Source organism: Sphingomonas sp. 28-62-11 (assembly GCF_002278865.1).
Lineage (GTDB): Bacteria > Pseudomonadota > Alphaproteobacteria > Sphingomonadales > Sphingomonadaceae > Sphingomonas.
The window spans coordinates 104,346-115,975 of record NZ_NCGB01000022.1 but is presented as its reverse complement, the minus strand read 5'-3'; the positions used below and the strand labels follow the sequence as shown (position 1 = coordinate 115,975).

The following is an 11,630-nucleotide window of genomic DNA, read 5'->3' as shown; positions in this document are numbered from 1 at the left end:
CTATGTGGATGAAACAGTAATGATCCACGCGGGTTCTGCGCGGCGAACGGTGCTTGGCGCATTGGCCGGGTTGCGCTAGCCCTTTTCCCCATGTTGTCCACAAAACCGTTTCGCTGATGCGCCTACACCTTCATTTGCTCTCTGATTCTACGGGGGAGACGCTGGAGAACATCGCCAAGGCAGCGCTCGCCCAATATGATGATGTCGAGACGATCCGTCACTTTTGGCCGATGGTTCGAAGCGAAGCGCATCTCGAGCGGATCGTTCAGGAAATCGCGCAAAATCCGGGGCTTGTGCTGTTTACCTTGGTCAATTTGCAAACCCGTCGTACGCTGGAGGCACAGTGTCGCGCGCTTGGCCTCTCGGCCGTGGCGCCGCTTGATACCGTAACCGACGCACTGTCAGGATTGCTGGGCCAGCAAGCTAAAGCGCGTCCTGGTCGTCAGCATGTGTTGGATGCTGCTTATTTCGCCAGGGTCGAGGCGATTCATTATACGATCGCGCATGACGATGGCATTGGCTGGGAAGACTGGGAAGATGCCGACATTGTCCTTGCCGGTGTGTCGCGATCATCGAAAACACCGACGGCAATTTATCTGGCAAACCGAGGGTATCGGACGGCCAATATTCCGATTGTGGTCGAAGTCCCGCCACCGCCCGCCCTTTTCACGTTGAAGAATCCGCTGGTTGTCGGGCTCACCACCAGCGCGGACCGATTGATTCAAGTGCGACGCAACCGGCTACTGTCGCTGAATCAGGCCCCGGAAACCGCTTATGTCGATCAGGAAGCGGTAACTCATGAAGTCACTTTTGCCCGCCGGATGTTTGCCGATAATGGTTGGCCTGTGATCGACGTCACTCGGCGCTCTATCGAGGAAACGGCAGCCGCGATCATCGCGCTGGTCAATGATCGGCTGGCACCTGCATGAGTTTGATCCTGGCGTCCCAAAGCGCATCCCGCCGAGCGATGCTTGATGCTGCTGGCGTGGCCTACACGGCTATGCCGGCACATATCGACGAAGCTGGCGTCAAGGCATCCCTCCTTGCCGCCAATCATTCACCGCGCGATATTGCCGATGCTTTGGCTGAGGTGAAGGCCATCAAGATTTCCCAGGCTCATCCCGCTGCTTTGGTGTTGGGAAGTGATTCGATTGTGGCTCGCGCGGATGGCGTCTTGCTCGATAAGCCCGCCGATCGCGAAACGGCCCAGCAGCACCTAGCCTCGCTTTCAGGGGGAACGCACCACTTGATCAGCGCCGCTGTCGTTGCCGAACAGGGCCGCCCGGTTTGGCGTCATGTGGATCAGGCTCGGTTAGTGGTTCGATCCCTGTCTCCTGCTTTTATCGAGGCGTATCTTGACGACGAATGGCCCGCCATTGCTCAGTGCGTTGGCTGCTTTAGAATTGAGGGGCGTGGCGTGACGCTGTTCGATCGGATCGAAGGCAACCACTTCACGATCCTCGGCATGCCGCTGCTGCCAGTGCTTGGCTATCTTCGCCAACGCGGGACCATGGCGTCATGAAACGTCGCTACGCTGAGGTCATCGGCGATCCAATCGCGCACAGCAAATCGCCGGTTATTCACGGTTTCTGGCTGAAAGCGCTCGGGATCGATGCCGATTATCGCGCTTGCCATGTCACGCCGGAAACACTGTCCGCCTACTTTGCCGATCGGAGCGCCGATCCCGCCTGGTGCGGATGCAATGTCACCATCCCGCACAAAATCGCGGCGCTCGATCATGTCGCGGATCCCGGTGGTGTGCGTGCCAGCATCGGCGCGATCAACACCGTTGCCCGGAACGAGCAAGGTGTTGTTTTCGGCACGAATACCGATGCTGGCGGGTTCTATGCGCCAATCGCCGGTCTTGATGTTACGGGTGCGCCGATTGTCGTGATTGGCGCAGGGGGCGCGGCACGAGCAATTCTGTTTGCGTTGTCGCGCCTCGGCGTAGGCAAGGTCACGGTGCTCAACCGCAATGTGCTGAAAGCGGCTGCCTTGCTCGCATCGTTCGGGTTGAAGGGCGATGCACTGCCCTTGGGCGCACCGCTGCCGCCCGCTGCGCTGGTCGTGAACGCCAGTGCGCTGGGGATGAAGGGCCAACCGCCACTGGCGATCGATCTTGACCCGCTGCCGGACAATGCCGTTGTGTATGACATTGTCTATGCCCCGCTCGAAACGCCGCTGCTGGAGGCCGCGCGCGCGCGCGGCCTCGATACGGTCGACGGGCTCGAAATACTGATCGGTCAAGCTGCACTTGCATTTGAGATCCTGTTCGGTGTCGAGCCCCCGCGCGACCGTGATGATGATCTACGCGCACTTCTTCTATGATCACGTTGGGACTCACCGGATCGATCGGGATGGGCAAGTCCACTGTCGCGGCGATGTTTGTCGATGAAGGCGTGCCAGTGTTTGATGCCGATGCCGCCGTTCATCAGCTTCAAGGGCCGGGCGGCGTGATCGTGCCGGCCATCGAACAAGCCTTTCCGGGCACAACCGGGCCAAATGGGGTGGATCGTGCCGCATTGGGCGCAGCCGTGTTCGGCGATGATGCAGCGATGAAGCGGCTTGAGGCGATCGTGCATCCCGCCGTCGGGGCCGCACGTGCAGCGTTTGTGGCTGCGCACCAAGACGCGCCGATCATCGTGTTCGATGTGCCGTTGTTGTTCGAAACCGGCGGCGACAGGGGTGTTGACAAGGTGGTCGTAGTATCGGCTTCAGCCGAGGTGCAGCGCGCCCGCGTGCTCGCCAGGCCGGGCCAGAGCCCTGAACGGCTCGCGGCCATTCTGGCGCGTCAGTTGCCCGACGCTGAAAAGCAGACGCGCGCCGACTTTGTTATCGCGACCGATGTGCCGATCGATCAAACGCGGGACGCGGTTCGTGCCGTCATCGCTTGCCTGTTGGCCGGGACAGGTGGATAACAACGCGATGCGCGAGATTGTCTTTGATACCGAGACGACCGGCCTGAGTTTTTCCAATGGCGATCGGCTGGTCGAGATCGGCTGTGTCGAGTTGATAAACCGGGTTGAAACCGGGTCAACCTTCCACGCCTATTTCCATCCCGAACGCCCGATGGCGCCAGAGGCACAGGCAATCCACGGCCTCAGCGACGCATTCCTTGCCGACAAGCCGCTGTTCACGCATCTCTGCGATGATTTGCTGGAGTTTCTGGGGGACAGCCCGCTCGTTGCGCATAATGCGAGCTTCGATTTCGGCTTTCTGAACGGCGAGCTGAAGCGTATCGGCCGGCCGATCGTGTCGCTCGATCGAATGGTGGATACCGTCGCCATGGCGCGCAGCCGCCACCCTGGCGCGAAACATTCGCTCGATGCGCTGTGCACCCGCTTCGGCATCGATCGCAGCCACCGGGTGTTGCACGGCGCGTTGCTTGATGCCCAGCTGCTGGCACAGGTCTATGTCGAACTGACCGGCGGTCGCCAGATCGGGTTGACGCTCGTCGCCGAGTCGATTGCCGAGCGGAACGAGGTCGCCGCACCGACGCCCAGCATCATTCGACCGCAACGAATCTTCGCGGTCAGCGAAGAAGACGCCAATCGGCATCGCCGGTTTATGGAAGGCGTGAACAATCCGCTGTGGGGCTCGTTGCCCCAAAGTTGATACGCATTGCCCCAATCGAGGAGGAAAGACATGGATATCCGCGTTTCTGGCCATCAGGTCGATACCGGTGAGGCATTGCGGCAGCGTGTCGAGGATCGATTGCAGGGCATTGCCGAGAAATATTTCTCACGCGCTATTTCGGCCCAGGTGACCTTTGGGCGTGGGCCGCACGATCATGGCTTCAGTTGTGATATCGTGGCGCACGTCATGCAGGGCGTGGTGCTGAAGGCACGCGGAGATGCGATGGAAGCGCCGCCTGCGTTTGATGGCGCCGCCGACAAGATCGAGAAACAGCTTCGTCGCTATATGCGCCGGTTAAAGGATCGGCATACCAGTTCGGCGGTGAACGGTTTCGATGGGCTCGCCAACAATGCAGGCTATACGCTGTTTCGCGAGGAAGACGTTGAAAGCGAAGCGCAGGATTTTCCGGCAATCGTTGCCGAAATGCGCGTTGATGTGCCCGATACGACGGTATCCGATGCCGTTATGATGCTCGATCTGCGCAACACCACCGCACTGTTGTTTCGTAACAGCGGCACGGGTGCCTATAATATGGTCTATCGACGGGGTGATGGCACGATCGGCTGGGTTGAGCCACAACGCAGCAGCTGACGCTTTCGCTGCGGGTCAATCGGCGCTATGCGGCGCCACCGCTCCCTCGTGCGCCAACAGCGACGCCGGTGCTGCGACTGGAACCATGATGACCAATTTCAGTGATCTGCTGCTACCGCAAGCTGTGCTCAACGATGTGTCGGCTGCCAACAAAAAGGCTGTTTTACAGCAACTTGCGCAAGTTGCCGCGCAAGTCTACAATCTTGACGCCAAAGTGATTGCCGGGGTGTTGGCGGATCGGGAACGGCTTGGCTCAACCGGTTTCGGCGGCGCGGTGGCGATACCGCATGGCAAGCTGGCCGATATCGACCATGTCATCGGCGCGTTTATCCATCTTGCTCATCCTGTCGATTTTCAGGCGATTGATGAACTGCCGGTCGATATCATCTTCATGCTCTTGTCCCCGCTGGATGCCGGTGCGAATCATTTGAAGGCGCTGGCGCGCGTTTCCCGCCATCTGCGTGATCGCAGTTTTGTCGCGAAGTTGCGCGGTGCCGGTTCGCCCGACGCCCTGTATGCCTTGTGGACGGGAGATGAGGCGCGCGATGCCGCCTGAGGTGGCCGGGGCGGCAATTGAGGGCGCGGCTGCACATTACCGTGCGCTCGAATCGCTCTATGCGGCGGCGCCGATCAACCGGTTGTTCGATTCGCGACTGGTAATCCCCGAATCAGGTGTTGCTCGCATCACCTTTTCGCTCGATTCGCGTTACTATCACGCTGGCGGCGCGGCGCACGGCACCAGTTATTTTAAAATGCTCGATGATGCCGCCTTTTATGCGGCAAACAGTCTGGTGACTGATCGCTTCTTGCTCACCACGGCCTTCAACCTGTTGTTTACCCGCCCGATGACCGAAGGATTGGTTACCGCGGAAGGGCGCTGGATCAGTGGACAGCGGCGCGTGCTGATTGCCGATGCGCGGTTGATTGATGCAAACGGTGAAGAAGTTGCGCGAGGCACCGGCACCTTCATGCGCTCGCGTATCCCGCTCGCCAGCCTGCCCGGTTATCGTCCGGCATGAGCGATTGGCTGCCCAGCACGGTGCTGGTCAATGCCTTGTTACGCCGTGTTAATGATGCCGGGGGCATGGCGATGGTGCTTGCCAAGGGAGACCTTCAGGCCGGTGCTATTCTCGTCATTACTTGCCAAAAAGGCAATGATTTCAAAATATTGGAGCGTGGAATCGGTCCAACAGGCGCGGTTGGCCTCGTTGCTGTCGCGGCAGTGGCGGGCGATGATCCGGCGCAGGTGACCGCCTATTGGCACCGGCGACGCGATCGTGATCCCGACCTATGGGTGATTGAACTGGATATCCCGGAAGCGGAACGGTTCGCCGCTGAAACGATCGCCGCGGGTTGACTATATTGCGCCGCACAACGAAACGGCGGCGCTTCGAAATACGCGTTGTGCTGTGCTGATGTGCGATATCGGTCAGTGACGCAGTCGGGGGGTATGCCCGGCGTGGTGCCAATTCAGGCGATCACGACCGCGCGCCAACCGCATATTTAGCAGTTTCAATGCAGTTTTCTCTTCGAGCCGCGATCGTCATCGCGGTTTTCTGTGCCGCCAGCCTGGCAGGCTCCGGCACCCCCGGGTTCGCGATCGAACTCGACAGGACCTTGGTGATTACAGCACCAGCGTCGACTGACAGCCCCGGAATATCCAACGTCCTGGCACCGGCTTCAGTTCCTTCGGCACCCATAGTGCCCACCGCAACACCCCCTTCCGATCCAGTTATTGCGGATGATCCGCAGAACATCGATCGTGGCCTCCCGGTCGAGCGTCGGTCCTATGCAACACTGGCTGCTGCCGTTGCTGCGCAGGAACCGCCCATGACGGTCGACAGCGATCTGGCCTGCCTGGCAGGGACGATTTTTTTCGAATCAAAGGGTGAGTCGCTGCAAGGCCAGCTTGCCGTTGCCAATGTCGTGATCAATCGCACGAAATCAGGTCGTTTCCCCCGATCAATCTGTTCGGTCGTCAAGCAGCCTGGGCAATTCTCGTTCGTGCGCGGCGGCCGTATGCCAAGCATTGGCAACGGTAACGCCCAATATCGCACCGCCTTGGCGGTTGCGCAGGTTGCCATGGCTGAGCGTTGGGAAAGCCCCGTGGCGAACGCCTTGTTCTTCCATGCGCGTCACGTCTCACCCGGCTGGCGGCTTACGCGCGTGGCAGCCATCGGTGGCCACGTCTTTTACCGCTAACTGCGTATCGCCGTAACTCACGGCCTTTATTTTGTTCGTGTAATGTTCTAGGTCGGGGAAATGCTTTCTGAGCCTTTCCCCGATCGTATGCCGATCAGCCCTGTGGCGCCTGGCTGTGCTGCCGATCTCGTCCGGGGCGTCACTCGGATGCTCCTCCGCCACGATCTGATCACCATGGGCGAAGTGCCGCTTGAAGGCGGGCGCCGTGCTGATTTGATGGCCATCGATGCGCGGGGCGGCATTGTGATCGTCGAAATCAAAACATCACGGGCCGATTTGTTGGGCGATGGCAAATGGACCGATTATCTGGCGCATTGCGATCGCTATTTCTGGGCAGTGCCGACGGGCTTTGATCTGGCGCCGCTGCGTGGGGCCGCTTTTCTACCCGAACGGACAGGCATCATTGTCGCCGATCGGTATGATGCAATGATCGTGCGTGAGGCGTTTAGCGCGCCGATGCCCGCGGCGGCGCGCAAGCGCAACACGCTCGCTTTTGCCCGCCGGGCAGGTCGGCGATTGATCCAGTCGATCGATCCCGAAGCCGAAATTCTGGGATAGCGCTACCTCTCTCGCTTAAAGCGTCGGCCCAGACACAGCCCGTCGCTCGCGCTTGGGTATATCGGCGAAAATCTTGGCAAGAGCCGGCGTGCGCGTATCCTCATTGGCATAGATCCGCGCTGATTTGCCGGCGAGTGAATCCGCCTGATCGGGATCAGCACCTGCAGCGATCAGTTCACGCACCATCACCAGATCGCGTCGTTGGACGGCCTTGATCAACGGGGTCTCGCCGCTGTCATTGCCTTGGTTCACATTGGCCTTGGCGGCGACGAACACGGAAACCAGATCGGCATGGCCGTTGCTCACCGCGACCAGCAGGGGCGTGCTGCCCCGTACATCGCGCAAATTGGGGTTGCCGCCCTTCTGCAGCAGGAAACGCGTGTAGAGCACATCACCCCGCTTGGCGACGATATGGAGCGCGGTTTCACGGCTCGAGAAATCGCGGGTATTGACGATCGCGGCACCATTTTCGTTGACGGCCGCGACAACCTCGTTGTTTTTCTCTTCCTTCACCGCTTCCAGAAACTTCGCGCCGGGTGACTGCCCCAGCTGCGCTGAAATCGGGCCGTTGATCACGCCGCTGGCCAGGCAAGCCGCTGCCATGATTGCCAGTTTCCGCATAGTTGCTGCCATGTTTATATCGCATCCTTGTTCTCGGTGCGGGGCTAACACCCGCCACTTGCACGCTGTTCGATAACAGATCATGGCTTGTCGCGCCATGAACGAGAAATTGAAACGCACGCTTGCGCTCATCACGGCAGTGGTGCTGGCGGGGTGTTCCGTCCCGGGTACGCCTGGTCAGGAAACCGCAACACCGCCGCTCGCCGGTGCCCGGATCGGGGGCCCATTCGCACTCACCGACCAGAACGGAAAGCTGGTTCGCGACAGCGATTTCGCGGGTAAATATCGCATCATTTATTTTGGCTACAGCTATTGCCCCGATGTCTGCCCGGTCGACGTACAGAACATCGCGTTGGCGATGCGCGCGCTGGATCAGCGTGATCCGGCGCTGTCGGCCCGCGTCGTGCCGATTTTCATCACCGTCGATCCCGCGCGCGATACCCCGGCGGCGCTGAAACAATTTGCTGGTGCCTTCTCGCCCCGGCTGATTGCGCTTACCGGCACCCAGGCGCAGATCGACGCAGTGAAAAAGCGTTTTGCGATTTATTCAGAGGCCAAGCCTAAGCGTCCCGATGGTGGCTATATCGTCGATCACAGCCGCCTTGCCTATTTGTTCGGGCCGAAGGGCGAACCGCTGGCGCTACTCCCGCAGGATAAATCCCCTGACGAGATCGTCAACGCGATCAAGCGCTGGGCGAAGTGACCAGCCGGATGGCAGGCAAATTCTGGGAAGACACCCCGCTGCACAAACTCGATCGCGCGCAATGGGAGGCGCTGTGCGATGGCTGCGGCAAATGCTGCGTCCACAAGCTTGAGGACGAAGAGACCGGCGAATTGCTGCCAACCAATGTCTCGTGTCGGCTGCTCGATCGTGAAACCGCGCAATGCTCGAACTACAAGCACCGCCATGCCTTTGTCGCCGAATGCGTGCGGCTGACTCCTGCCAAACTAGCGCAGATCGATTGGCTGCCCGGCAGTTGCGCTTACCGGCTGCGCGAAGATGGCAAGCCGTTGCCTGATTGGCACTACCTCGTTTGCGGCGATCGGCAGGCGATTCACCGTGCGGGCATGTCGGTACGGGGCCGGACGATTTCGGAGGATGATGCCGGTGAGCTCGAACATCATCTGATCGATCGCGAATTGTGACCGCAGGAATCGAGGTCGTTCGCCACCCGCGCGCGCGGCGCGCGCGGCTGAGTGTTGATCCGGCGACAGGCGCGGTGCGCTTGACGCTGCCGAAGCGCGCCGCGCTGGCGCCGGCGCTCCGTTGGGCAGAGGCGCATGGCGAATGGATCGCCGAACAGCGCGCCAAACTGCCAGTGCCGCGTCCCTTTGTACCGGGCGCGACCATCCCGATGGGCGATGGCGATGTGACGATCGTGTGGGATGAAACTGCATCGCGCCGGGTATCGCGGGTTGGCGATTGGCTCCATTGTGGCGGCCCGATCGATGGCTTGTCCCGCCGCATCACGGCCTGGCTGAAGCGCGAGGCACTGGCCGTGCTGAGCGCCGAAACCGCCGAGTTTGCCGGGCGCGTCGGCGTAACGGTGAGCGGGGTATCGGTCGGCGATCCGAAGGCGCGCTGGGGTAGCTGCGCATCAAGCGGGATGATCCGGTATAGCTGGCGGCTGATCCTGATGCCCGATCGGGTTCGCCGCGCCACCGTGGCACATGAAGTGGCGCACCGCGTGCATATGAATCACGGGCCGGAATTTCATGCACTGGTCGATCAATTGGTTGGGGTCGATGCCGGGGCTGCGCGCGTCTGGTTGCGGCGCCACGGCGCTGCGCTTCACTGGTTGGGGCGCGATTCCTGAGAACGATCGCCGGGTGGCGTTCGCGATGCTGGCGGGTTGGTTCCCGATCGGGGACCATTGGACCGGCCAAGCACACGGTCCATCCAGGCCTGATCGAGCTGCTGCCCTGGGCGCCGGTCCCCCTCATCAGCCGGTGGTGCATCGCCGTCAATCGGACCACCATCGGGAGTAACCATACTACCATCGGCGGGCGCCGTGCTGTCCGGGTCGACGGGATTGCCATTCTCGTCAACGAACAAGCCATTGTCGGGCTGGCCGAAATAGGATTCCTCGTCGAGCGCGGATTCATCGGGCAGGGTGACGGCGGTTTCGAACTGCTCAACGGGGCGGCGTGCCACCGCAACTTTCATGAAGGCAGCAAAAGCACGCGCGGGCGCGGTGCCGCCCTGCAGGCCGGGGACGGTGCGGGCATCGTCGCGGCCCATCCAAACGCCGGTGGTCAACCCGCTCGAAAAGCCTAGAAACCAGCCATCCTTGTTCGACGTGGTCGTGCCGGTCTTGCCCGCGACCGGTCGCCCGATCTGTGCGGCGCGGCCGGACCCCGTATTGACAGCGGTTTGCAAAAGATCGGTCATTTGCGCTGCCACACTGGGGGCAACCAGCACCTGCGAACGGTCAACCTCATGCGCGTAGATGGTCACGCCGTTTGCGGTCACCTTGGTGATTCCATAGGGCGTCACGGCAACGCCTTTGTTTGCGACCGACGCGAAGGCCCGCGTCATTTCAATCAGGCGGACATCGGAGCTGCCGAGGACCATCGCAGGCTGAGTATTGACCGGGGTGGTGATGCCAAACCGCCGCGCCATATCGGCAATTGTCGCAAAGCCGACATCCTGGCCGAGCTTGGCGGCGACGGTATTGATCGAATAGGCAAAAGCGTTCCGCAGCGTCATCTCGCCCGAATTGCGGCCGGAACTGTTGCGCGGGCTCCAGCCGTTGATCGTCACAGGCTCGTCGACCACTTTTTCCTCGGTACGGTGCCCGGCCTCAAGCGCGGCGAGATAAACGAACAGCTTGAACGCCGATCCCGGCTGGCGCACGGCCTGGGTCGATCGGTTGTAGATTGACGCAACATAATCCTTGCCACCCACCATCGATCGCACGGCGCCATCACGATCAAGTGCGACCAATGCCCCTTGTGCGTTGCTGGGCGCAGCGGCCCGGATCGCGGCATCGGCGGCACGCTGCATGGGCAGGTCGAGCGTGGTCCACACCTCCAGCGGACGGGTTGTTTCATCGATCAGTAGCTCGAGCTGCGGGAGTGCCCAATCGGTGAAATAGCGGACGCTGTTCTGCTTGGGCTCCGGCGCCAGCTTGACCGATGAAGGATCGGCAGCGGCGGCTTGCTCAGCGGTGATCGCGCCGGTTTCCTGCATGACGCCAATCACCACGCCCGCGCGCCCGATCGCCGCTTCCGCATCGGCGGTGGGGGAATAATGCGATGGCGCCTTCACCAGCCCGGCGATCACGGCGGCTTCTTCCAGGCTCAGCCGATCGGCGCCATGCCCGAAGAAACGGCGCGACGCGGCGTCGATGCCGTACGCACCGCCCCCGAAATAGACCTTGTTGAGGTACAATTCGAGGATCTGATCCTTGCTGAACTGGCGTTCGAGCGCGAGCGCGAGCACCATTTCGCGGATCTTGCGGCCAAACGTGTACCGGTTCGACAGGAAGATCGTGCGGGCGACCTGTTGGGTGATCGTTGATGCGCCCTGTAATCGCCGCCCAGTGCCGCGATTGGCGATGGCGAATTGCACGATCCGCACGAGCGCGATCGGATCAACCCCTGGGTGTGAGCGAAAGCGACGGTCTTCGACCGAGACGGTGGCATCGCGCATCACCACCGGAATCCGATCATAAGGTAGCCATTCGCCATAGCTGGGGCCGATCGACACGATCACGGTGCCGTCAGCGGCATGGACCCGGATCGTCTGGCCGTTGGGCGATGATTTCAGCTCGTCAAAGCTCGGCAGCTGCGCTTTGGCTACATAAACCGCAACGATCAGCGCGATCAGTCCGGCCGCGGCCAGCCCGCCCATGATCTGCAGGGCAAGCACGATCCGGCGGCGCCACAGGGGGGACAAAGCGGGAAGGGTGAAGTTTGCCATGAAGTGCAGGCGGAATACCGCTTATCTGGCACACTCACAAGCCATCTGGCCCGCAGCGTTCACCCCAAAGCCCGAACGCCTGATCGGTTCGCCTGCT

16 protein-coding genes are annotated in these 11,630 nt (G+C 61.1%); 14 read left to right on the top strand and 2 right to left on the bottom strand.

Annotated elements, in window-relative coordinates; translation table 11 throughout:
* Nucleotides 1-116 precede the first annotated feature (116 nt).
* The 11 genes from B7Y49_RS09380 (at nucleotide 117) to B7Y49_RS09330 (ending at nucleotide 6,987) form a co-directional block, all read left to right on the top strand.
* Nucleotides 117-929, top strand: a complete 813-nt coding sequence (locus B7Y49_RS09380) for a pyruvate, water dikinase regulatory protein (RefSeq protein WP_374127323.1) — start codon at nucleotides 117-119, stop codon at nucleotides 927-929.
* A complete protein-coding gene (locus B7Y49_RS09375) occupies nucleotides 926-1,522 on the top strand; it encodes a nucleoside triphosphate pyrophosphatase (RefSeq protein WP_374127322.1) in 597 nt (198 codons plus the stop codon). Before B7Y49_RS09380 ends, B7Y49_RS09375 begins: the two co-directional genes overlap by 4 nt.
* Nucleotides 1,519-2,328, top strand: a complete 810-nt coding sequence (locus B7Y49_RS09370) for a shikimate dehydrogenase (RefSeq protein ID WP_374127321.1) — start codon at nucleotides 1,519-1,521, stop codon at nucleotides 2,326-2,328. Before B7Y49_RS09375 ends, B7Y49_RS09370 begins: the two co-directional genes overlap by 4 nt.
* Nucleotides 2,325-2,918 carry a dephospho-CoA kinase gene (gene coaE / locus B7Y49_RS09365; protein ID WP_374127320.1) on the top strand — a complete coding sequence of 198 codons (594 nt, stop codon included), beginning with the start codon at nucleotides 2,325-2,327 and terminating at the stop codon, nucleotides 2,916-2,918. The genes B7Y49_RS09370 and coaE overlap by 4 nt, the downstream gene beginning before the upstream one ends.
* Nucleotides 2,919-2,925: 7 nt before the next feature.
* On the top strand, nucleotides 2,926-3,615 hold the full coding sequence (gene dnaQ / locus B7Y49_RS09360) for a DNA polymerase III subunit epsilon (protein ID WP_374127319.1): 690 nt from the start codon (nucleotides 2,926-2,928) through the stop codon (nucleotides 3,613-3,615).
* A gap of 30 nt (nucleotides 3,616-3,645) precedes the next feature.
* A complete protein-coding gene (gene hpf / locus B7Y49_RS09355; RefSeq protein ID WP_374127318.1) occupies nucleotides 3,646-4,227 on the top strand; it encodes an HPF/RaiA family ribosome-associated protein in 582 nt (193 codons plus the stop codon).
* Nucleotides 4,228-4,315: 88 nt separating this feature from the next.
* A complete protein-coding gene (locus B7Y49_RS09350; RefSeq protein WP_374127317.1) occupies nucleotides 4,316-4,783 on the top strand; it encodes a PTS sugar transporter subunit IIA in 468 nt (155 codons plus the stop codon).
* A complete protein-coding gene (locus tag B7Y49_RS09345) occupies nucleotides 4,773-5,246 on the top strand; it encodes a PaaI family thioesterase (protein WP_374127316.1) in 474 nt (157 codons plus the stop codon). The genes B7Y49_RS09350 and B7Y49_RS09345 overlap by 11 nt, the downstream gene beginning before the upstream one ends.
* A complete protein-coding gene (locus B7Y49_RS09340; RefSeq protein ID WP_374127315.1) occupies nucleotides 5,243-5,584 on the top strand; it encodes a DUF1491 family protein in 342 nt (113 codons plus the stop codon). The genes B7Y49_RS09345 and B7Y49_RS09340 overlap by 4 nt, the downstream gene beginning before the upstream one ends.
* A 158-nt stretch (nucleotides 5,585-5,742) precedes the next feature.
* Nucleotides 5,743-6,429 (top strand): cell wall hydrolase, encoded by a 687-nt coding sequence (locus B7Y49_RS09335; protein WP_374127314.1) that lies wholly within the window; start codon nucleotides 5,743-5,745, stop codon nucleotides 6,427-6,429.
* Nucleotides 6,430-6,489: 60 nt separating this feature from the next.
* Nucleotides 6,490-6,987 (top strand): MmcB family DNA repair protein, encoded by a 498-nt coding sequence (locus B7Y49_RS09330; protein WP_374127313.1) that lies wholly within the window; start codon nucleotides 6,490-6,492, stop codon nucleotides 6,985-6,987.
* 15 nt (nucleotides 6,988-7,002) lie between these two features.
* Here the strand turns inward: B7Y49_RS09330 and B7Y49_RS09325 are convergent, their stop codons facing one another.
* Complete coding sequence (locus B7Y49_RS09325; protein ID WP_374127312.1) at nucleotides 7,003-7,620, bottom strand: ankyrin repeat domain-containing protein; 618 nt, start codon at nucleotides 7,618-7,620, stop codon at nucleotides 7,003-7,005.
* 85 nt (nucleotides 7,621-7,705) lie between these two features.
* On the opposite strand from B7Y49_RS09325, the gene B7Y49_RS09320 reads away from it, so the two are divergent.
* The 3 genes from B7Y49_RS09320 to B7Y49_RS09310 are packed head-to-tail and all read left to right on the top strand — an operon-like array spanning nucleotide 7,706 to nucleotide 9,425.
* On the top strand, nucleotides 7,706-8,311 hold the full coding sequence (locus B7Y49_RS09320; protein ID WP_374127311.1) for an SCO family protein: 606 nt from the start codon (nucleotides 7,706-7,708) through the stop codon (nucleotides 8,309-8,311).
* A gap of 8 nt (nucleotides 8,312-8,319) precedes the next feature.
* Entirely contained in the window at nucleotides 8,320-8,754 is a 435-nt protein-coding gene (locus B7Y49_RS09315) for a YcgN family cysteine cluster protein (RefSeq protein WP_374127350.1), read from the top strand.
* Nucleotides 8,751-9,425, top strand: coding sequence for a M48 family metallopeptidase (locus tag B7Y49_RS09310; protein ID WP_374127310.1), 675 nt, complete (start codon nucleotides 8,751-8,753; stop codon nucleotides 9,423-9,425). Before B7Y49_RS09315 ends, B7Y49_RS09310 begins: the two co-directional genes overlap by 4 nt.
* Here the strand turns inward: B7Y49_RS09310 and B7Y49_RS09305 are convergent.
* Nucleotides 9,401-11,533, bottom strand: a complete 2,133-nt coding sequence (locus B7Y49_RS09305; RefSeq protein WP_374127309.1) for a transglycosylase domain-containing protein — start codon at nucleotides 11,531-11,533, stop codon at nucleotides 9,401-9,403. The genes B7Y49_RS09310 and B7Y49_RS09305 overlap by 25 nt on opposite strands.
* Nucleotides 11,534-11,630 lie beyond the last annotated feature (97 nt).